Origin of the sequence: Citrobacter sp. EC_71, assembly GCF_019584005.1 — a bacterium.
Classification (GTDB): domain Bacteria; phylum Pseudomonadota; class Gammaproteobacteria; order Enterobacterales; family Enterobacteriaceae; genus Citrobacter; species Citrobacter werkmanii.
This window is the reverse complement of sequence record NZ_VDAY01000039.1, coordinates 1-20,220: the sequence shown is the minus strand read 5'-3', so window position 1 is coordinate 20,220 and position 20,220 is coordinate 1. Positions and strand designations below refer to the sequence as shown.

Annotated in this window: 19 protein-coding genes; 16 read left to right on the top strand and 3 right to left on the bottom strand. The window is 52.7% G+C overall.

Annotated features, from left to right (window positions below; genetic code table 11):
- The first annotated feature begins 210 nt into the window (after positions 1–210).
- From rmuC to tatD, 8 genes are all read left to right on the top strand, one after another.
- Positions 211–1,641 carry a DNA recombination protein RmuC gene (rmuC, locus tag FHD02_RS23310; protein WP_137371299.1) on the top strand — a complete coding sequence of 477 codons (1,431 nt, stop codon included), beginning with the start codon at positions 211–213 and terminating at the stop codon, positions 1,639–1,641.
- Positions 1,642–1,735: 94 nt separating this feature from the next.
- Positions 1,736–2,491, top strand: coding sequence for a bifunctional demethylmenaquinone methyltransferase/2-methoxy-6-polyprenyl-1,4-benzoquinol methylase UbiE (ubiE, locus tag FHD02_RS23305; RefSeq protein ID WP_003017897.1), 756 nt, complete (start codon positions 1,736–1,738; stop codon positions 2,489–2,491).
- A 13-nt stretch (positions 2,492–2,504) separates the two neighbouring features.
- Entirely contained in the window at positions 2,505–3,110 is a 606-nt protein-coding gene (gene ubiJ, locus FHD02_RS23300) for a ubiquinone biosynthesis protein UbiJ (RefSeq protein ID WP_061381040.1), read from the top strand.
- Complete coding sequence (ubiB, locus tag FHD02_RS23295) at positions 3,107–4,747, top strand: ubiquinone biosynthesis regulatory protein kinase UbiB (RefSeq protein ID WP_006686088.1); 1,641 nt, start codon at positions 3,107–3,109, stop codon at positions 4,745–4,747. The genes ubiJ and ubiB overlap by 4 nt, the downstream gene beginning before the upstream one ends.
- 78 nt (positions 4,748–4,825) lie before the next feature.
- Positions 4,826–5,080 carry a Sec-independent protein translocase subunit TatA gene (gene tatA, locus FHD02_RS23290; RefSeq protein WP_003017888.1) on the top strand — a complete coding sequence of 85 codons (255 nt, stop codon included), beginning with the start codon at positions 4,826–4,828 and terminating at the stop codon, positions 5,078–5,080.
- Positions 5,081–5,083: 3 nt separating this feature from the next.
- Positions 5,084–5,632 carry a Sec-independent protein translocase protein TatB gene (gene tatB / locus FHD02_RS23285; RefSeq protein ID WP_042313975.1) on the top strand — a complete coding sequence of 183 codons (549 nt, stop codon included), beginning with the start codon at positions 5,084–5,086 and terminating at the stop codon, positions 5,630–5,632.
- 2 nt (positions 5,633–5,634) lie between these two features.
- Entirely contained in the window at positions 5,635–6,426 is a 792-nt protein-coding gene (gene tatC / locus FHD02_RS23280) for a Sec-independent protein translocase subunit TatC (RefSeq protein WP_042313973.1), read from the top strand.
- A 41-nt stretch (positions 6,427–6,467) separates the two neighbouring features.
- Entirely contained in the window at positions 6,468–7,250 is a 783-nt protein-coding gene (tatD, locus tag FHD02_RS23275; protein WP_137361391.1) for a 3'-5' ssDNA/RNA exonuclease TatD, read from the top strand.
- A gap of 6 nt (positions 7,251–7,256) precedes the next feature.
- Here tatD and rfaH read toward each other — a convergent pair whose 3' ends face one another.
- Positions 7,257–7,745 carry a transcription/translation regulatory transformer protein RfaH gene (gene rfaH, locus FHD02_RS23270; RefSeq protein WP_137383146.1) on the bottom strand — a complete coding sequence of 163 codons (489 nt, stop codon included), beginning with the start codon at positions 7,743–7,745 and terminating at the stop codon, positions 7,257–7,259.
- Positions 7,746–7,949: 204 nt separating this feature from the next.
- Here rfaH and ubiD point away from each other — a divergent pair, with 204 nt between their 5' ends.
- From ubiD to FHD02_RS23250, 4 genes are all read left to right on the top strand, one after another.
- A complete protein-coding gene (ubiD, locus tag FHD02_RS23265) occupies positions 7,950–9,443 on the top strand; it encodes a 4-hydroxy-3-polyprenylbenzoate decarboxylase (RefSeq protein ID WP_042313967.1) in 1,494 nt (497 codons plus the stop codon).
- A 40-nt stretch (positions 9,444–9,483) separates the two neighbouring features.
- Complete coding sequence (fre, locus tag FHD02_RS23260; RefSeq protein ID WP_137361390.1) at positions 9,484–10,185, top strand: NAD(P)H-flavin reductase; 702 nt, start codon at positions 9,484–9,486, stop codon at positions 10,183–10,185.
- Between the two features lie 227 nt (positions 10,186–10,412).
- Positions 10,413–11,339: an ROK family protein gene (locus tag FHD02_RS23255; RefSeq protein WP_137371297.1), complete on the top strand. Its 927-nt coding sequence runs from the start codon at positions 10,413–10,415 to the stop codon at positions 11,337–11,339.
- On the top strand, positions 11,336–12,355 hold the full coding sequence (locus FHD02_RS23250) for a LacI family DNA-binding transcriptional regulator (protein WP_220394355.1): 1,020 nt from the start codon (positions 11,336–11,338) through the stop codon (positions 12,353–12,355). Before FHD02_RS23255 ends, FHD02_RS23250 begins: the two co-directional genes overlap by 4 nt.
- 175 nt (positions 12,356–12,530) lie before the next feature.
- On the opposite strand, the gene fadA is transcribed toward FHD02_RS23250, so the two are convergent.
- Both fadA and fadB read right to left on the bottom strand, forming a co-directional pair.
- Positions 12,531–13,694: an acetyl-CoA C-acyltransferase FadA gene (fadA, locus tag FHD02_RS23245; protein WP_137371295.1), complete on the bottom strand. Its 1,164-nt coding sequence runs from the start codon at positions 13,692–13,694 to the stop codon at positions 12,531–12,533.
- Positions 13,695–13,703: 9 nt separating this feature from the next.
- Positions 13,704–15,893: a fatty acid oxidation complex subunit alpha FadB gene (fadB, locus tag FHD02_RS23240; protein WP_220394354.1), complete on the bottom strand. Its 2,190-nt coding sequence runs from the start codon at positions 15,891–15,893 to the stop codon at positions 13,704–13,706.
- A gap of 187 nt (positions 15,894–16,080) precedes the next feature.
- On the opposite strand from fadB, the gene pepQ reads away from it, so the two are divergent.
- Genes pepQ through hemG form a run of 4 tightly spaced genes read left to right on the top strand, consistent with a single transcriptional unit; the run spans position 16,081 to position 20,073 of the window.
- Positions 16,081–17,412, top strand: a complete 1,332-nt coding sequence (gene pepQ, locus FHD02_RS23235) for a Xaa-Pro dipeptidase (RefSeq protein ID WP_042313952.1) — start codon at positions 16,081–16,083, stop codon at positions 17,410–17,412.
- Positions 17,412–18,026, top strand: coding sequence for an IMPACT family protein (locus FHD02_RS23230; protein ID WP_042313949.1), 615 nt, complete (start codon positions 17,412–17,414; stop codon positions 18,024–18,026). Before pepQ ends, FHD02_RS23230 begins: the two co-directional genes overlap by 1 nt.
- 38 nt (positions 18,027–18,064) lie before the next feature.
- On the top strand, positions 18,065–19,516 hold the full coding sequence (gene trkH / locus FHD02_RS23225) for a Trk system potassium transporter TrkH (protein ID WP_042313947.1): 1,452 nt from the start codon (positions 18,065–18,067) through the stop codon (positions 19,514–19,516).
- Between the two features lie 11 nt (positions 19,517–19,527).
- A complete protein-coding gene (gene hemG, locus FHD02_RS23220; RefSeq protein ID WP_038634428.1) occupies positions 19,528–20,073 on the top strand; it encodes a menaquinone-dependent protoporphyrinogen IX dehydrogenase in 546 nt (181 codons plus the stop codon).
- Positions 20,074–20,220 lie beyond the last annotated feature (147 nt).

Genomic DNA, 20,220 nt, shown 5'->3' with positions numbered 1-20,220 from the left:
AAGTAACGAAGTCTGATGCAAATGTCAGATCGTATGCGCCTGTTAGGGCGCGGCTGGTAACAGAGCCTTATAGGCGCATCAGAAAAACCTCCGGCTATGCCGGAGGATATTTATTTTGCGTAGTGCCTCGCAGGAAATTCCTTTTAAACTGGACGTTTATACAGCACAATTCTATTTTGTGCGGGTAAGCCGTTGCTGTAAGGGGGCGTTGTGGATATTACAATTATGATGAGTGCCGTGTTGGCATTAGCCGCAGGGCTGCTGGTGGGGTGGCTGGCGACAAAAGCGCGGGCCGATCAGCTCCGTGCCGACCTCATCGAAGAGCGACGTGAACTGGATATTGCGTTAAGCGCAGCCCGTCAACAGCTCTCGCAGGAAGCCCACTGGCGCGACGAGTGCGAACTACTCAACAACGAATTACGCAGCCTGCACAGCATCAACACCTCTCTGGAAGCCGATCTCCGTGAAGTCACTACCCGGCTGGAAGCGACGCAGCAGCATGCGGAAGATAAAATCCGCCAGATGATCAACAGCGAACAACGCCTGAGTGAACAGTTTGAAAACCTGGCGAATCGCATTTTTGAGCACAGCAACCGCCGCGTAGATGAGCAAAACCGTCAAAGTCTGAACAGCCTTCTGACACCGCTTCGCGAACAACTGGACGGTTTTCGACGTCAGGTTCAGGATAGCTTCGGTAAAGAGGCGCAAGAGCGCCATACCCTGGCGCACGAAATTCGTAATCTCCAGCAACTTAACGCGCAGATGGCGCAGGAAGCGGTAAACCTGACGCGGGCCTTAAAAGGCGATAATAAAACTCAAGGTAACTGGGGTGAGGTGGTACTGACGCGGGTACTTGAAGCCTCCGGTCTGCGTGAAGGTTATGAATACGAAACCCAGGTTAGCATTGAAAACGATGCCCGTTCGCGAATGCAACCCGATGTCATTGTCCGGCTACCGCAGGGTAAAGATGTGGTAATCGACGCAAAAATGACGTTGGTTGCCTATGAGCGCTATTTTAACGCGGAAGATGAATATACCCGCGAGACTGCGTTGCAGGAACATATCGCCTCGGTGCGAAACCATATTCGTCTGTTGGGCCGTAAAGATTATCAACAGCTTCCCGGGCTGCGTTCGCTTGACTATGTGCTGATGTTTATTCCCGTCGAGCCCGCTTTTTTGCTGGCGCTGGACAGACAACCCGAACTGATAACCGAGGCGCTTAAAAATAATATTATGCTGGTCAGTCCCACCACGTTGTTAGTGGCATTGCGCACGATCGCCAACCTGTGGCGCTACGAGCATCAGAGCCGTAATGCGCAACAAATTGCCGATCGGGCCAGCAAACTTTATGACAAGATGCGCTTGTTTGTGGATGATATGTCGGCGATTGGCCAAAGTCTGGATAAAGCCCAGGACAACTACCGCCAAGCGATGAAAAAACTCTCTTCAGGCCGTGGAAACGTCCTGTCACAGGCAGAGGCGTTTCGCAGTTTAGGTGTGGAAATTAAGCGCGAGATAAATCCTGAGCTGGCTGAACAAGCCACTACGCAGGATGAAGAGTACCGCTTGCGCGCGGTCCCTGAGACGCAACAGGATGAGCCTTACCCTGATGACAAAGCGGTAAATCAGCAATCAAACTAGTCCATTTGGGGTAGTTGAACCGGGCAGAAGGGTAGGGCAAATTGGCCCAATCTGTTACACTTCTTGAACATTTTTTGAATGAGCAGGCACTGAGATGGTGGATAATTCACAAGAAACGACGCACTTTGGCTTTCAGACCGTCGCTAAAGAGCAGAAAGCTGACATGGTGGCCCACGTTTTTCATTCTGTGGCCTCGAAATATGACGTTATGAATGACTTAATGTCATTTGGCATTCATCGTTTGTGGAAACGCTTCACCATTGATTGCAGTGGCGTGCGTCGCGGTCAAACCGTTCTGGATTTGGCAGGCGGTACGGGCGACCTGACGGCGAAATTCTCTCGCATGGTGGGTGAAACCGGTAAAGTCGTACTGGCGGATATCAATGACTCAATGCTCAAAATGGGTCGCGAAAAGCTGCGTAATATCGGCGTAGTGGGTAACGTTGAGTACGTTCAGGCGAATGCGGAAGCACTGCCTTTCCCTGACAACACGTTTGACTGCATTACCATTTCTTTCGGTCTGCGCAACGTAACGGATAAAGACAAAGCTTTACGATCCATGTATCGCGTGTTGAAGCCGGGCGGACGTTTACTGGTGCTGGAGTTCTCCAAACCGATTATCGAACCGCTGAGCAAGGCCTACGATGCTTATTCTTTCCATGTTCTGCCGCGCATAGGTTCCATGGTCGCAAGCGATGCGGACAGTTACCGCTATTTGGCGGAGTCCATTCGCATGCATCCCGATCAGGACACGCTAAAAGCAATGATGCAAGATGCCGGGTTCGAAAGCGTTGATTACTACAACCTGACGGCTGGTGTCGTTGCGCTGCATCGTGGTTACAAGTTCTGACAGGAGATTGGGGATGCCTTTAAAACCCTTAGTGACCGCAGGCGTTGAAAATCTGCTCAATACCTTTCTGTATCGTTCTCCTGCGCTGAAGTCAGCCAGAACACGTTTACAGAGCAAGGTGCTGCGTGTTGATCTTAAAGGATTTTCAACACCTTTAGTCCTGGTGTTTAGTGAACGCCAGGTCGATGTGCTGGGGGCATGGGAAGGCGAAGCCGATTGCACAGTAATCACGCATGCCAGCGTGTTGCCGAAATTACGCGACCGCCAGCAGCTTACCACGCTTATTCGCAGCGGTGAGCTGGAAGTTCAGGGTGATATCCAGGTGGTGCAGAATTTTGTTGCTCTGGCCGATCTGGCTGAGTTTGATCCCGCAGAATTGTTAGCGCCCTATACCGGCGATATCGTCGCGGAGGGGGTCAGCAAAGTCTTGCGTGGTGGCGCGAAGTTCTTGCGCCATAACATTCAGCGCCAGCAGCGCTATGTAGCCGAAGCGATCACCGAAGAGTGGCGTATGGCTCCCGGTCCGCTTGAGGTTGCATGGTTTGCAGAAGAAACGGCAGCCATTGAACGCGCGGTCGAATCTCTGGCCAAACGGCTGGAAAAACTGGAGGCCAAATGACGCCAGGTGAAGTACGGCGCCTTTATTTCATCATTCGCACTTTTTTAAGCTACGGTCTTGATGAACTCATCCCCAAAATGCGTATTACGCTGCCGCTTCGGTTGTGGCGTTACTCGTTGTTCTGGATGCCCAATCAGCATAAAGACAAACCGCTGGGAGAAAGGCTGAGACTGGCTTTACAGGAACTCGGCCCGGTGTGGATTAAATTTGGGCAAATGCTCTCCACTCGCCGTGACCTTTTCCCACCGCACATCGCCGATCAGCTTGCGCTATTGCAGGATCGCGTTGCCCCATTCGATGGGCAGCGAGCAAAAGAACAAATCGAAGAAGCCATGGGCGGGCTGCCCGTCGAGGAGTGGTTTGATGATTTTGAGATCACGCCGCTGGCATCTGCGTCTATTGCCCAGGTCCATACCGCGCGATTGAAATCCAATGGTAAAGAGGTGGTGATCAAAGTTATCCGCCCGGACATACTGCCGGTCATTAAAGCGGATTTAAAACTAATCTACCGCCTTGCGCGCTGGGTTCCTCGCCTGCTGCCGGATGGCCGTCGCCTGCGACCAACAGAAGTGGTCCGCGAGTATGAAAAAACGTTGATTGATGAGCTGAACCTACTGCGCGAATCGGCGAACGCAATTCAGTTGCGACGTAATTTTGAAGATAGCCCGATGCTGTACATCCCGGAAGTGTATTCCGACTATTGCAGTCAGAACATGATGGTGATGGAGCGCATATATGGTATCCCCGTATCGGATGTCGCAACGCTTGAGAAGAATGGCACCAACATGAAGTTGTTGGCTGAACGCGGTGTACAGGTCTTCTTTACTCAGGTCTTTCGCGATAGTTTTTTCCATGCGGACATGCATCCTGGGAATATTTTCGTCAGTTATGAGCACCCTGAAAACCCGAAGTACATTGGTATTGATTGCGGGATTGTGGGTTCTTTAAATAAAGAAGATAAGCGCTATCTGGCTGAAAACTTCATCGCGTTCTTTAACCGAGACTACCGCAAAGTTGCCGAATTGCACGTGGATTCAGGTTGGGTTCCGCCCGATACCAACGTTGAAGAGTTTGAATTCGCCATTCGTACCGTGTGCGAACCGATATTCGAAAAACCGCTGGCGGAGATTTCCTTTGGTCACGTGCTGTTGAATCTGTTTAACACCGCGCGTCGATTCAACATGGAAGTCCAGCCTCAGTTGGTTTTGCTCCAGAAGACGCTGCTGTATGTTGAAGGTGTCGGACGACAGCTCTACCCACAGTTAGATTTGTGGAAAACGGCTAAGCCGTTTCTCGAATCCTGGATTAAAGATCAGGTCGGTATTCCGGCGCTCGTCAGGGCATTTAAAGAAAAAGCCCCGTTCTGGGTCGAAAAAATGCCAGAAATACCTGAACTGGTGTATGACAGTTTGCGCCAGGGCAAATATTTACAGCACAGTGTTGATAAGATTGCCCGCGAGCTTCACGCGAATCATGTGCGTCAGGGACAATCCCGTTATTTATTGGGCATTGGCGCAACATTGTTGCTAAGTGGAACATTCCTGCTGGTAAGCCGTCCTGAGTGGGGGCTTATGCCAGGCTGGTTAATGGCGGGAGGCGTCATAGCCTGGCTAATCGGCTGGCGCAAAATGCGCTGAATTTTTCATCGCCCAAGGCAGGCCGTGTAACGTATACTACGGCCTTATTAATTCATCATCTATGACAGAGGAACATGTATGGGTGGTATCAGTATTTGGCAGTTGTTGATCATTGCCGTCATCGTTGTACTGCTATTTGGCACCAAGAAACTCGGCTCCATCGGTTCCGATCTTGGCGCGTCTATTAAAGGCTTCAAAAAAGCGATGGGTGATGATGAACCTAAGCAAGATAAAACCAGCCAGGATGCTGATTTTACTGCTAAATCCATCACCGATAAGCAGGGCGAAGTGAAAAAGGAAGACGCCAAAAGCCAAGATAAAGAGCAGGTATAATCCGTGTTTGATATCGGTTTTAGCGAGCTGTTATTGGTGTTCGTTATCGGCCTCATTGTCCTGGGGCCGCAGCGTTTACCCGTAGCGGTAAAAACGGTTGCTGGCTGGGTTCGCGCTTTGCGTTCCCTTGCGACTACTGTTCAGAACGAACTGACCCAGGAGCTTAAGCTTCAGGAATTCCAGGACAGCCTGAAGAAAGTAGAAAAAGCGAGCCTGACAAATCTGACCCCGGAGCTGAAAGCATCAATGGATGAGCTGCGTGAAGCGGCGGAGTCGATGAAGCGTTCTTATAGCGTGCACGATCCTGAGAAAGCCAGCGATGAAGCGCACACTATCCATAATCCGGTGGTGAAAGACGGTGAAGCACAGCGAGAAGGGGTCACCCCAGCTGCCGCTGAAAACCAGGCCAGTTCGCCGGAGCAAAAACCGGAATCCACGGGTGCTAAAAAGCCAGAGCCGACGGAAAACGCTTCCGCCACGTTGATGGATGCAGAAAAGAAAGCTGCCGCACCTGTTGTCGAATCCTCCCCCTCGTCGAGTGATAAACCGTAAACATGGCTGTAGAAGATACCCAACCGCTCATCACGCATCTTATTGAGCTGCGTAAGCGACTCCTGAACTGCATTATTGCGGTATTCGTGATCTTTCTGGCATTGGTGTACTTTGCCAACGACATTTACCATATGGTTGCGGCGCCGTTGATCAAACAGATGCCGCAGGGCGCAACGATGATCGCCACCGATGTGGCCTCGCCGTTCTTTACCCCGATAAAGTTAACCTTCATGGTGTCGCTGATTCTGTCAGCGCCAGTGATCCTCTACCAGGTCTGGGCATTCATTGCGCCTGCTTTGTACAAACATGAACGTCGCCTGGTTGTGCCGCTGCTGGTCTCCAGTTCGTTATTGTTCTACATCGGTATGGCATTCGCCTATTTTGTCGTCTTCCCGCTGGCGTTTGGTTTCCTTGCCAACACGGCTCCGCAAGGCGTACAGGTATCGACAGACATTGCCAGCTATCTCAGTTTCGTAATGGCGTTGTTTATGGCTTTCGGTGTCTCTTTTGAGGTTCCTGTCGCCATTGTGCTGCTATGCTGGATGGGCATTACGACGCCTGAAGACTTACGCAAGAAACGTCCTTACGTTGTAGTGGGCGCATTTGTCGTCGGGATGCTATTGACCCCGCCAGATGTCTTCTCGCAAACGCTGTTGGCGATACCGATGTACTGCCTGTTCGAGGTGGGTGTGTTCTTCTCTCGATTCTATGTCGGTAAGCGACGTACGCGAGATGAGGATAACGAGGCTGAAGAAGCAAAAGAAGCCGAAGCCGCCGAGAAAACTGAAGAATAAACGCAACCGCCCGTCAGGGCGGTTGTCATATGGGAGGAAGCATGTTTGATATTGGCGTTAATTTAACCAGTTCACAATTTGCGAAAGACCGGGATGAGGTCGTGGCGCGCGCCTTTGCTGCGGGCGTAAACGGTATGCTTCTGACCGGAACAAACCTGCACGAAAGCCAGCAGGCTTTAACGTTGGCGCAGCATTATCCACATTGCTGGTCCACGGCTGGTGTGCACCCGCATGACAGCAGCCAATGGCAGTCCTCAACAGAAGCAGAGATTATCGCACTGGCAAACCATTCGCAGGTGGTCGCTATTGGTGAGTGCGGCCTGGATTTCAATCGCAATTTCTCCACGCCGCAGGAGCAGGAGCGTGCTTTTGAGGCGCAACTGCGCATTGCTGCTGAACTGCAGATGCCGGTTTTCATGCATTGTCGGGATGCCCATGAGCGTTTTCTGACGTTGCTGGAGCCGTGGCTGGACAGCCTGCCTGGTGCGGTGCTGCACTGCTTTACTGGCTCGCGGCAGGAGATGCAGGACTGTGTAGACCGCGGGCTTTATATTGGTATCACCGGGTGGGTCTGTGATGAGCGCCGGGGCATGGAACTGCGTGAGCTGCTGCCCTTTATCCCGGTTGAGAGATTGCTGATCGAAACCGATGCGCCTTACTTACTTCCCCGGGATTTAACGCCTAAGCCAGCGTCACGGCGCAATGAACCTGCGCACCTTCCCCATATTCTTGAGCGTATTGCCCACTGGCGCGGCGAGGATCCTCAATGGTTGTCAGCAACCATTGATGCTAACGTCAGAACGCTGTTTGAAGTGACCTTCTAAGGCTATTTAAATTTTTCGAAAGCCGGTATTTTTCACGCTCTGCTTAACCTCTTTATTCAACAGGTTAAGCAGCAGCATGGAACGCGCTTCGCCATCGGGTTCGGTAAAGATCGCTTTCAACCCCTCAAACGCACCTTCAGTAATAATTACACTGTCCCCCGGATGAGGGGTTTCAGGGTCAACAATACCTTCAGGTTTGTAGATAGAAAGTTGATGAATGACGGGAGAAGGAACGGTCGCCGGCGTCGCACCGAAACGGACGAAATGGCTGACACCACGCGTGGCATTGATGGTGGTGGTGTGGATCACTTCCGGGTCAAACTCGACAAACATGTAATTAGGGAATAGGGGTTCACTGACTGTGGTACGTTTACCGCGCACCATTTTTTCCAGGGTGATCATAGGCGTCAGGCAGTTCACCGCCTGTCTTTCCAGGTGTTCCTGGGCTCGCTGAAGTTGCCCACGTTTGCAGTACAGTAAATACCAGGCTTGCATAATAACTCTTATCCGCTTGTTCTGAGCGTCAGCATAGCAAAAGCCATGAGTTAAGTTAATTATACCCGCCGCAAAGCAGGCTGAAACCCAATGGGTATATACTCCTGGGGCTTATATGTATCGCCAGAGTTCACGCTAATTTAACAAAAATACAGCATCACAATGATGAACGCCGTATAATGAAGCGCTTACGAAGAGGCCACAATGGACGCCATGAAATATCACGATTTACGCGACTTCCTGACGCTGCTTGAACAGCAGGGCGAGCTCAAACGCATTTCGCTTGAGGTGGATCCCCACCTGGAGATCACTGAAATTGCCGATCGCACTCTGCGTGCTGGTGGGCCTGCGTTACTGTTTGAAAATCCTAAAGGCTATTCAATGCCGGTGCTGTGTAACCTGTTTGGCACACCGAAGCGTGTGGCGATGGGGATGGGGCAAGAAGATGTCTCGGCGCTACGGGAAGTCGGTAAGCTGTTGGCGTTTTTGAAAGAGCCTGAGCCACCGAAAGGATTTCGCGATCTGTTTGATAAGCTGCCGCAGTTTAAGCAGGTGCTGAACATGCCGACTAAGCGGTTACGCGGTGCACCTTGCCAGCAAAAAATCTATTCAGGCGATGAAGTCGACTTAAACCGTATTCCGATTATGACCTGCTGGCCAGAGGATGCTGCGCCGCTGATTACCTGGGGGCTGACCGTTACGCGCGGCCCGCACAAAGAGCGGCAGAATCTCGGTATCTATCGTCAGCAACTGATTGGCAAAAACAAGCTTATTATGCGCTGGCTTTCCCATCGAGGCGGCGCGCTTGATTACCAGGAGTGGCGCGCGGCGCATCCTGGTGAACGGTTCCCGGTTTCTGTGGCCTTGGGAGCAGACCCGGCGACAATTCTGGGTGCTGTTACCCCTGTCCCGGATACGTTATCTGAATACGCATTTGCCGGGCTGTTGCGTGGCACCAAAACTGAAGTGGTCAAATGTATTTCCAACGATCTGGAAGTGCCTGCCAGTGCTGAAATTGTGCTGGAAGGCTATATCGAACCGGGTGAAATGGCCCCGGAAGGACCGTATGGCGATCATACCGGTTATTACAATGAAGTAGATAGCTTCCCGGTCTTTACCGTCACGCACATTACCCAGCGCGAAGATGCAATTTATCACTCGACTTATACCGGACGCCCACCGGATGAGCCCGCAGTGCTTGGCGTAGCGCTGAATGAAGTCTTCGTGCCTATTCTGCAAAAGCAGTTTCCGGAAATCGTCGACTTTTACCTGCCGCCGGAAGGCTGTTCATATCGTCTGGCCGTTGTGACGATAAAAAAACAGTACGCCGGTCATGCCAAACGCGTCATGATGGGGGTCTGGTCGTTTTTGCGTCAGTTTATGTACACCAAATTTGTTATTGTCTGTGATGATGACGTCAACGCACGCGACTGGAATGATGTGATTTGGGCGATTACGACTCGTATGGACCCGGCCCGGGATACTGTACTGGTAGAGAATACACCCATTGATTACCTGGACTTTGCCTCGCCGGTTTCCGGTCTTGGTTCAAAAATGGGGCTGGATGCCACCAATAAATGGCCGGGCGAAACCCAGCGCGAATGGGGACGTCCGATAAAAAAAGATCCTGAAGTCACTGCGCGCATTGACGCAATTTGGGATGAACTGGCCATCTTTAATGACGGCAAAAGCGCCTGAGGCGCGATCGTTTTGCCTATTGATCCGACAGAGAGAGCGCATGACAACCTTAAGCTGTAAAGTGACCTCGGTAGAAGCTATCACTGACACCGTATATCGCGTTCGTTTAGTGCCAGACGCGGCGTTTTCCTTTCGTGCCGGCCAGTACTTAATGGTCGTAATGGACGAACGAGATAAGCGTCCGTTCTCCATGGCATCTACGCCGGACGAGCAGGGGTTCATTGAACTGCACGTTGGCGCTTCTGAGCTAAATCTGTATGCCATGGCCGTAATGGACCGCATTCTGAAAGACCGGGAAATTAAGGTCGACATTCCGCATGGCGAAGCCTGGCTGCGTGATGAGGACGAACGTCCGTTGATCCTGATTGCCGGCGGGACGGGCTTCTCTTATGCGCGTTCCATTCTGCTTACCGCGCTGGCGCGTAACCCAAACCGCGATATCACCATTTACTGGGGCGGGCGCGAAGAGAAGCATCTCTACGATCTCTCTGAGCTGGAAGCACTGTCAGTAAATCACCCGAACCTGCGCGTTGAGCCAGTGGTGGAACAGCCTGAAGAAGGCTGGCGTGGCCGTACGGGCACCGTATTAACGGCAGTATTACAGGATTACGGTACCCTGGCGGAACACGATATCTACATTGCCGGACGTTTTGAAATGGCTAAAATCGCGCGCGATCTGTTCTGCAATGAACGCAGTGCGCGTGAAGATCGCCTGTTTGGTGACGCGTTCGCATTTATTTAAGCGCTGTGCGCCGGAGCCTTTCCGGCGCATCCATCACTCACTTTACTTCTACTAACAGGGTGCAAGCCCGGTCTCGTCGCCTCTCTTTTCTCACCGGTTTTTTAGTAAACATTTCTGGCTATCTATTAATCATAAAAATAAGCTTTTGTGACGGAACTCTTTTTGTTTAGTAAACAAAATGGGCAAGCTATGCAGTATCACATTACAAGGCGCAAACGAGGGAAACCATGAGGCTTGGCCTGGATATTGGCGGGACTAAAATCGAAGCGGTAGTGATTGATAATACGGGTGAAATTGTTTATCGCGAGCGATGCGCAACCCCAAAGCAGAGCTATGGCGATTTTTTCCAGGCCGTAACGGAGATGATTGCCAAGGCCAGGCAGGCCGTTAATCAGCCTTTCTCGGTTGGCGTTGGGGTGCCCGGTGCGGTGGATAGCGAAGGGTTAATCAAAAACTCCAACATTCTGGTGCTGAATCAGCAGGCCTTTGCGCAAGATCTTGAGCAAGCGTTAGGGATGGCTGTGCCCGTCACCAACGATGCTAACTGCTTTACGCTGTCAGAGGCGATGGACGGCAGCGGGTATGGACACAGCGTCGTTTTTGGCGTCATCCTCGGTACCGGTTGTGGCGGCGGTGTGTGTATCGATAACCGTCTGATTTCCGGTCCTAACGCCTGCGCGGGCGAATGGGGGCATAATGCCTTGCCGCGTTATCATGAATCCCGGGATGGGGCCGCAGTGACATGCTATTGTGGGCAGTTGAACTGCATCGAGAGCTTTATTTCCGGCAGCGGCCTGGAACGCCAGTATTTGAATCACACCGCGCAACATGTGGGTGTGCCACAAATTATGCGACAGGTAGAATTGGGTGATGCAGACGCCTGTTTGTTATGGGAACGCTATTGCGATCAACTGGCGCGTGCGTTGGCAAGCGTGGTGAATACGCTCGATCCCGATGTCATTGTGTTGGGGGGCGGGGTATCTAATATCGATTTACTGTATTCTGGCTTGCAGGCGCGAGTAGCACAGTACGTATTTGGTAAACAGTGCCGCACACCGATCGTTCAGGCCCGACACGGTGACAGTAGCGGCGTCCGCGGTGCCGCCTGGCTGGGGGCACAACAAGCCAGCGTAGAATCAATGAGAGTGAAATGACGAAACCTGTACGTATCAGAGACATTGCCGAAGCGTGTGGGGTCTCAGTTGGCGCTGTTTCCCGTGCGTTAAAAGGGCAGCCGGGGCTGCGTGAAGATACCCGGTTGCGCATTATTTCTGTGGCGCAGCAGCAAGGTTATGATTTTTCCCGCCTGCGCAGCGACAAGATCAAACGAGTCCTGTTTTTGCTGCATCGTCAGCACAATATCAGCCACGCATTGCCGTTTTACTCTCAGTTGCTGTTAGGCATAGAAGATCTTTGTCGTGAGAACGGCATTGCGCTGAGCTTTCTGTCTATTGGTCCGGGTGATGTAGTGAGTGAGCAGGTGCTGCTGCACCAGCCGGATGCGCTGATCTGCGCCGGATTTTTTGAGCCTGAATTGCTTGGGCTGCTGCAACAGATGAAACTACCGTTGGTGCTGGTGGATCTCTGGGCGCCTGGCCTGCCTTGCGTCAATCCGGACAACACCCAGGGCGGCTATCTGGCCACGCAACACCTGATTGCGCAAGGTCGCAACCGCATCGCTTTTCTTGCCAGTACACTTTCTCACTACAGTATTCGCCAGCGTGAGAAGGGCTATCGTCAGGCATTGTATGAAGCCCGGTTGCTGATGCCACCAGAGTACGAAGCCATCGCGCCGCCGTTGCTGGATACCGAGCAATCTTTGGTAGAGGCGGTTAATGAGCTGCTCAAGTTGCCGGAGCCACCCGACGCCATTTTTGCCTATAACGATGCGGCAGCGATAGTTGTTCAAAGAGTGTGTGCGCAGCAGGGTATACGTATCCCGGAAGATCTTGCGCTGGTAGGGTTTGATGATATCGATGCCGCAGCCTGGTCACATCCGCCGCTGAGCACTATCGCGGTTGATAAGCAACAACTGGGTCGGGAAGCGCTGCATTTACTGCTGGAAGAGAAGCAGGAAGAGAATCTGCTGCTGCCGGTGCAGTTAGTGGTACGAGGTAGTTCAGGGGAAATAAAAAACCCGCCCCTGACAGGCGGGAAGAACGGCAACTAAACTTTCTCTCTTCGCCATTGGCACCATAACTGTGTTGGCTGCGCTCATTCACCCGAATCACTTACTACACGTAAGCTCATCGGGATTCATTCACTTGCCGCCTTGTTCTGGTACCAATGGCTTTGAGATAACATTTCGTAGGCCGGGCAAGCGAAACGCCCCCGGCATACTTATATTAAACTCGCTCAAATACCGTCGCGATACCCTGACCTAACCCGATACACATCGTCGCCAGACCAAACTGTACGTCTTTGCGTTCCATCAGGTTGAGCAGGGTAGTGCTGATACGCGCGCCGGAACAGCCCAGCGGGTGACCCAATGCAATCGCCCCGCCGTTGAGGTTGATCTTCTCGTCGATCTGCTCCATCAGCCCCAGATCTTTAATACACGGCAGGATCTGGGCGGCAAAAGCTTCATTCATCTCAAACAAGCCGATGTCGCTGGTGGAGAGTCCCGCTTTTTTCAGCGCCAGCTTTGAAGCCGGAACCGGACCGTAACCCATGATGGAAGGGTCGCAGCCGACAACGGCCATTGAACGAATTCGGGCACGTGGCGTCAGACCCAGCTCACGGGCACGGCTTTCGCTCATGACCAGCATCGCGGCAGCACCATCGGAAAGCGCGGAGGAGGTACCGGCCGTCACTGTGCCGCTAACCGGATCGAATGCCGGGCGCAGGGTAGAAAGCGCTTCAACCGTGGTCTCCGGGCGGATAACTTCATCGTAGTTAAACTGCTTCAGCACGCCGTCTGCATCATGACCGCCAGTCGGGATGATTTCATTTTTAAATGCGCCAGACTGGGTCGCAGCCCAGGCGCGAGCGTGTGAACGTGCGGCGAAGGCGTCCTGCATTTCACGGCTAATACCGTGCATGCGGGAGAGCATTTCCGCCGTCAGGCCCATCATCCCCGCGGCTTTCGCCACGTTGCGGCTCATACCCGGGTGGAAATCAACCCCGTGACTCATCGGCACATGGCCCATATGTTCTACGCCGCCAATCAGGCACGCCTGAGCATCACCGGTCATGATCATGCGTGCTGCATCATGCAGCGCCTGCATGGATGAACCACACAGACGGTTAACGGTCACTGCCGGTACAGAATGCGGGATTTCCGCCAGTAGTGACGCGTTACGAGCGATGTTGAAGCCCTGCTCCAGCGTTTGCTGCACACAGCCCCAGTAAATATCATCAAGTGCGGATGGCTCCAGCGCCGGATTACGCGCCAGCAGGCTACGCATTAAATGTGCGGAGAGATCTTCTGCCCGCATGTTACGAAACGCGCCCCCTTTCGAACGGCCCATCGGGGTACGGATCGCATCAACAATTACAACCTGTTCCATTGTGACTCCTTAAGCCGTTTTCAGGCTGCCAACCGGGCGGGCAGGCTCAACCTGGGGATAATACGGTTCGTTATGGCGCGCTTTATCACGCAGACCGGTCGGAACTTCATACAGTGGGCCAAGGTGCTGGTACTGCTGAGCCATATCGAGATACTTCGCGCTGCCGAGCGTATCCAGCCAGCGGAACGCGCCGCCGTGGAACGGAGGGAAGCCCAGGCCATACACCAGCGCCATATCGGCTTCTGCCGGGCTGGCGATAATGCCTTCTTCCAGACAACGCACCACTTCGTTGACCATTGGGATCATCATGCGGGCGATAATCTCTTCATCGCTGAAGTCGCGTTTCGGCTGGCTGACCTCTGCCAGCAGACCATCAACGGCGGCATCTTCTTCTTTCTTCGGCTTGCCCTTGTTATCTTCTTTATAGCGCCAGAACCCGAGCCCATTTTTCTGTCCGAAACGGTTAGCATCAAACAGGGCGTCTATCGCATCGCGATAATCTTTCTGCATACGCTGTGGGAAGCCCGCAGACATCACCGCCTGTGCGTGATGCGCGGTATCAATCCCCACCACGTCCAGCAGATAAGCCGGGCCCATCGGCCAGCCAAACTGTTTTTCCATCACTTTGTCGACTTTGCGGAAATCCGCTCCGTCGCGCAGTAACTGGCTGAAACCGGCAAAATAGGGGAACAGCACGCGGTTGACGAAGAAGCCAGGGCAGTCGTTGACCACAATTGGCGTTTTGCCCATCTGGCTTGCCCAGGCGACAACCTTAGCGATGGTTTCATCTGAGCTTTTCTCGCCGCGAATGATCTCAACCAACGGCATGCGGTGCACCGGGTTAAAGAAGTGCATGCCACAGAAGTTTTCCGGGCGTTTGAGCACGCTGGCCAGTTCGTTGATTGGAATGGTTGAGGTATTCGAAGCCAGTACGGTGTCCGGGCGGACCTTATCTTCGGTTTCCGCCAGTACCGCTTTTTTCACTTTCGGGTTTTCCACGACCGCTTCGACCACCACGTCCACACGCTCGAAACCGCTATAGTCGAGGGTTGGATGAATAGTGGAAATCACGCCCGCCATTTTCAGACCGTCAATTTTGCCGCGCTCAAGCTGTTTGTTCAGCAGCTTGGCGGCCTCGGTCATGCCCAGCGTTAATGATTTGTCGTTGATATCTTTCATGACAACCGGCACGCCTTTCCAGGCCGACTGGTAAGCGATACCGCCGCCCATAATGCCCGCGCCCAGCACCGCCGCTTGCTTTGGCGTCTCAATATTTTTGGTGAGCTTTTTGGCTTTGGCTTTCACGAACTGATCGTTAAGGAAGATCCCAACCAATGCGCGAGCTTCACTGGTGTGCGCCAGTGGAACAAAACTTTTGTTTTCCAGGTTCAGCGCTTCTTCACGGCCAAAGCGGGCTGCCGCCTCAATCGTTTTCACGGCAGTGATTGGTGCGGGATAATGCTTCCCAGCCGTCTGCGCCACCATCCCTTTGGCGATAGTAAAGCTCATCGCCGCTTCAATTTTGCTGAGTTTCAACGGTTCCAGTTTCGGCTGGCGTTTGGCTCTCCAGTCGAGATCGCCGTTAATCGCCTGACGTAATACCGCGATTGCGCCATCAAGCAGTTTCTCGTGTTTCACGACGCCATCGACCAGGCCGATTTTCAGCGCCTGCTCAGCACTAACATCTTTACCTGCAGCAATGATTTCCAGCGCGCTGTCCGCACCCAGCATACGTGGCATACGCACGGATCCGCCAAAGCCTGGCATAATGCCCAGCTTAGTTTCCGGCAGACCGATGCGCAGGTCCGGCGTTGCCAGACGGTAATCGGTCGCCAGCACACACTCGCAGCCGCCGCCCAGCGCATAGCCATTTACCGCTGAGAGGGTCGGAACAGGCAGATCTTCCAGACGATTAAAGACGCTATTGGCAAAGTGCAGCCACTGGCTCAACTGTTCTTCAGGCACGAGGAACAGTGAAAGGAATTCGGTGATATCGGCACCGACAATAAAGGCTGCTTTGTTAGAGCGCAGCAGCAACCCTTTTAAATTCGGTTGTTTTTCCAGCACGTCAAGCGCATGGCCCAGGCTGGCAACGGTGGCCGTGTCGAGTTTATTGACCGAACCAGGGGCATCGAACACCAGTTCGGCGATGCCATCTTCCAGCCAGTCGAGGTACAGGGTGTCGCCTTTGTAAAGCATGTCAGTCTCCTGAATCCGCAAGGTGATCTGGTCATACCAGATGAATCGAAGTGTGTGTTTTATGTTAAAAAAATGCAAATGAATGATTAAAGAAATGACGATTCGATCACGCTCGGTAGAAATCACGCACTCACAAAGCGATGTGCTAAGATGCGAAGTCTTGAGGTCAAAAACAGAAGGATAGAAAATGGAATCACTGGCCGCACTCTATAAAAATCATATTGTTACCTTACAAGAGCGGGCGCGCGACGCGCTGGAACGCTTCAAGCTGGATGCGTTACTTATTCACTCTGGCGAACTTGTTAACGTCTTTCTTGACGACCATCCGTACCCGTTTAAGGTCAATCCGCAATTCAAAGCCTGGGTACCTGTGACGCAGGTTCCTAACTGTTGGTTGCTGGTGGATGGTGTGAATAAGCCAAAATTGTGGTTCTATCTGCCGGTCGATTACTGGCATAACGTTGAGCCGCTGCCGACCTCATTCTGGACGGAAGAAATCGAGATCATCGCGCTGCCAAAAGCGGACGGTATCGGGAGCCAGCTGCCTGCTGCTCGCAGCAATATCGGTTATATCGGTCCGGTTCCGGAACGTGCGCTGCAACTGGACATCGCGGCCAGCAACATCAACCCGAAAGGGGTGATTGACTACCTGCATTATTACCGCGCCTTTAAAACGGATTACGAACTGGCCTGTATGCGCGAAGCGCAGAAAATGGCGGTGAATGGACACCGTGCCGCGGAAGAAGCATTCCGTTCCGGGATGAGCGAGTTTGACATCAACCTGGCATATCTGACCGCAACCGGTCACCGCGATACCGACGTGCCATACAGCAACATTGTTGCGCTTAATGAGCATGCGTCGGTTCTTCATTACACCAAACTGGATCATCAGGCCCCGTCTGAAATTCGCAGCTTCCTGCTGGACGCTGGTGCGGAATATAACGGCTATGCGGCAGATCTGACGCGTACCTGGTCGGCGAAAAGCGACAATGACTATGCGCATCTGGTGAAAGATGTTAACGACGAAGAGCTGGCGCTTATCGCTACCATGAAAGCGGGCACCAGCTACGTGGATTACCACATTCAGTTCCATCAGCGCATCGCGAAGCTGCTGCGTAAGCATCAAATCATCACCGATATGAGTGAAGAAGCGATGGTGGAAAACGATCTTACTGGACCGTTTATGCCGCATGGTATTGGTCACCCGTTGGGTCTGCAGGTGCATGATGTCGCTGGCTTTATGCAGGATGACAGCGGTACCCACCTTGCTGCTCCGTCGAAGTATCCTTACCTGCGCTGCACCCGCGTTCTGCAGCCGGGCATGGTTCTGACCATCGAACCGGGCATCTACTTTATTGAATCACTGCTGGCGCCGTGGCGTGAAGGGCAGTTCAGTAAACACTTCAACTGGCAGAAAATTGAAGCTCTGAAACCGTTCGGCGGTATTCGTATTGAAGACAACGTGGTAGTCCACGAGAACAATATCGAGAACATGACGCGGGATTTAAAACTGGCGTAATGGACAGTTGGTTAATCCCTGCGGCGCCGGTTAGCGTCGTTGAAGAGATCAAAAAAAGCCGCTTTATTACGCTGCTCGCCCATACGGACGGCGTAGAAGCGGCGAAAGCATTCGTTGAGTCCGTCAAAGCGGAACACCCGGACGCCCGCCACCATTGTGTGGCATGGGTGGCGGGTGCGCCGAATGACTCGCAGCAGTTGGGCTTTTCAGACGATGGTGAACCGGCGGGAACGGCAGGCAAACCGATGCTCGCGCAGTTGATGGGCAGCGGTGTCGGTGAGATTACCGCGGTGGTGGTGCGCTACTACGGCGGTATCCTTCTCGGTACGGGTGGGCTGGTAAAAGCCTACGGTGGCGGTGTCAATCAGGCGTTGCGTCAGTTAACGACACAGCGCAAGACGCCATTAACCGAATATACTTTGCAGTGTGAGTACGGTCAGCTGGCAGGCATAGAAGCTTTGCTGGGTCAGTTTGACGGTAAAGTCGTTGCCAGTGATTACCAGGCTTTTGTTCGGCTCAGGGTGGCGCTTCCTTATGCCAAAGTGGATGAATTTTCGGCAAAATTGGCGGATTTTAGTCGTGGTTCATTGCAATTGTTAGCGATTGAAGAATAATCCCCACCTCATTTTAAAGAACTAAGGAAGCGGTAGAGATGCATTTTCGCGCCATTACCCGAATCGTTGGACTACTGGTCATCTTATTCTCGGGGACAATGATTATCCCCGGACTGGTGGCGCTCATCTATCGCGATGGGGCAGGGCGTGCATTTACCCAAACTTTCTTTGTCGCTCTGGCGATCGGCTCCATACTGTGGTGGCCGAACCGCAAAGAGAAAGGCGAGCTGAAATCTCGCGAAGGTTTTCTGATTGTCGTCTTGTTCTGGACCGTGCTGGGTAGCGTGGGTGCGCTGCCGTTCATCTTTGCGGAAAGCCCTAACCTGACGATTACCGATGCATTTTTTGAATCCTTTTCCGGATTGACCACCACCGGGGCAACAACGCTGGTGGGGCTGGATTCATTGCCACACGCTATCCTCTTTTATCGACAGATGCTGCAATGGTTCGGCGGGATGGGGATCATCGTGCTGGCGGTGGCTATTCTGCCTATTCTTGGCGTCGGCGGGATGCAGCTCTACCGGGCAGAAATGCCGGGGCCGCTGAAAGATAATAAAATGCGCCCGCGTATTGCCGAAACGGCGAAAACTCTGTGGCTTATCTATGTATTGCTGACGGTGGCATGTGCACTGGCGCTATGGTTTGCCGGGATGCCAGCGTTTGACGCCATTGGGCACAGCTTTGCCACGATTGCGATTGGCGGCTTTTCCACGCACGATGCCAGCGTGGGATATTTCGACAGTCCCACGATCAACACCATCATTGCTATCTTCTTACTGATCTCCGGCTGTAACTATGGCCTGCACTTCTCTTTATTAAGCGGCCGTAGTCTGAAGGTCTACTGGCGAGATCCGGAATTTCGCATGTTCATCGGTGTGCAGTTGACGCTGGTGGCTGTCTGTACGCTGGTGCTGTGGATACACAATACCTACGGTTCAGCGCTCACGACCATCAACCAGGCCTTTTTCCAGGTGGTATCAATGGCGACGACCGCCGGATTTACCACCGACAGCATTGCCCGCTGGCCGCTGTTCCTGCCAGTGCTGTTGTTGTGTTCTGCCTTTATCGGCGGCTGTGCCGGGTCTACGGGCGGTGGCTTGAAGGTGATTCGTATCCTGTTGCTGTTTAAGCAAGGTAACCGCGAGTTGAAACGTCTGGTTCACCCGAATGCGGTTTACAGTATCAAACTGGGTAACCGTGCGCTGCCGGAACGAATTCTTGAAGCCGTATGGGGGTTCTTTTCTGCCTATGCACTGGTCTTTATTATCAGTATGCTGGCGATTATTGCGACCGGTGTTGATGACTTCTCCGCGTTTGCCTCCGTGGTGGCGACGCTGAATAACCTCGGGCCAGGGCTGGGCGTTGTCGCCGACAACTTTGCCAGTATGAATCCCGTGGCGAAGTGGATCCTGATTGCCAATATGCTGTTTGGTCGTCTGGAGGTCTTTACTCTGCTGGTACTCTTTACCCCTACTTTCTGGCGTGAATAATGGAGTAACACGTGAAAACACTGATTCTTTTTTCTTCCCGGGACGGGCAAACGCGTGAAATCGCCGAGTATCTGGCTTCTGAACTCAAAGAGCTGGGCGTTTGGACGGATGTTGTTAATTTGCATCGTACCGCGGAGCCTGACTGGCAAAATTATGACAGCGTGGTGATTGGCGCCTCGATTCGCTATGGTCATTACCATGCTGCATTTCAGGAGTTTGTGAAAAAGCATGCCACGCGGCTGAATGCGATGCCGAGTGCGTTCTACTCCGTTAACCTGGTTGCTCGTAAACCGGAGAAGCGTACGCCGCAAACCAACAGCTATGCGCGTAAGTTCCTGATGAGTTCGCCGTGGCGGCCGGATCGCAGTGCGGTTATTGCCGGCGCTTTGCTGTATCCCCGCTATCGCTGGTATGACCGCGTGATGATCCAACTGATAATGAAGATGTCTGGCGGTGAAACGGATACGCATAAAGAAGTGGTGTATACCGATTGGGAGCAGGTCGCGGGTTTTGCGCGGGAAATTGCCCAATTAACCCACAAAACGTTGCCAAAATAAGCGCAAAGAATAAAAAATAATCACTCGGAAAATTATTTTAAATTTCCCCTTGTCAGCCTGAAATAACTCCCTATAATGCGCCTCCACTGACACGGAACAACGGATTACACGCCGCCGGGTCAGCGGAGAAAAGCGTAAATAAACGCT

What these genes read in the sequence shown, in the direction of transcription:
- rfaH (WP_137383146.1), bottom strand. Translation starts at nt 7,745, where the DNA reads ATGCAAGCCTGGTATTTACTGTACTGCAAACGTGGGCAACTTCAGCGA.
- ubiJ (WP_061381040.1), top strand. Translation starts at nt 2,505, where the DNA reads ATGCCTTTAAAACCCTTAGTGACCGCAGGCGTTGAAAATCTGCTCAAT.
- ubiD (WP_042313967.1), top strand. Translation starts at nt 7,950, where the DNA reads ATGGACGCCATGAAATATCACGATTTACGCGACTTCCTGACGCTGCTT.
- fadB (WP_220394354.1), bottom strand. Translation starts at nt 15,893, where the DNA reads ATGCTTTACAAAGGCGACACCCTGTACCTCGACTGGCTGGAAGATGGC.
- pepQ (WP_042313952.1), top strand. Translation starts at nt 16,081, where the DNA reads ATGGAATCACTGGCCGCACTCTATAAAAATCATATTGTTACCTTACAA.
- ubiB (WP_006686088.1), top strand. Translation starts at nt 3,107, where the DNA reads ATGACGCCAGGTGAAGTACGGCGCCTTTATTTCATCATTCGCACTTTT.
- tatC (WP_042313973.1), top strand. Translation starts at nt 5,635, where the DNA reads ATGGCTGTAGAAGATACCCAACCGCTCATCACGCATCTTATTGAGCTG.
- tatD (WP_137361391.1), top strand. Translation starts at nt 6,468, where the DNA reads ATGTTTGATATTGGCGTTAATTTAACCAGTTCACAATTTGCGAAAGAC.
- fadA (WP_137371295.1), bottom strand. Translation starts at nt 13,694, where the DNA reads ATGGAACAGGTTGTAATTGTTGATGCGATCCGTACCCCGATGGGCCGT.
- ubiE (WP_003017897.1), top strand. Translation starts at nt 1,736, where the DNA reads ATGGTGGATAATTCACAAGAAACGACGCACTTTGGCTTTCAGACCGTC.
- tatA (WP_003017888.1), top strand. Translation starts at nt 4,826, where the DNA reads ATGGGTGGTATCAGTATTTGGCAGTTGTTGATCATTGCCGTCATCGTT.
- FHD02_RS23250 (WP_220394355.1), top strand. Translation starts at nt 11,336, where the DNA reads ATGACGAAACCTGTACGTATCAGAGACATTGCCGAAGCGTGTGGGGTC.
- FHD02_RS23255 (WP_137371297.1), top strand. Translation starts at nt 10,413, where the DNA reads ATGAGGCTTGGCCTGGATATTGGCGGGACTAAAATCGAAGCGGTAGTG.
- trkH (WP_042313947.1), top strand. Translation starts at nt 18,065, where the DNA reads ATGCATTTTCGCGCCATTACCCGAATCGTTGGACTACTGGTCATCTTA.
- fre (WP_137361390.1), top strand. Translation starts at nt 9,484, where the DNA reads ATGACAACCTTAAGCTGTAAAGTGACCTCGGTAGAAGCTATCACTGAC.
- FHD02_RS23230 (WP_042313949.1), top strand. Translation starts at nt 17,412, where the DNA reads ATGGACAGTTGGTTAATCCCTGCGGCGCCGGTTAGCGTCGTTGAAGAG.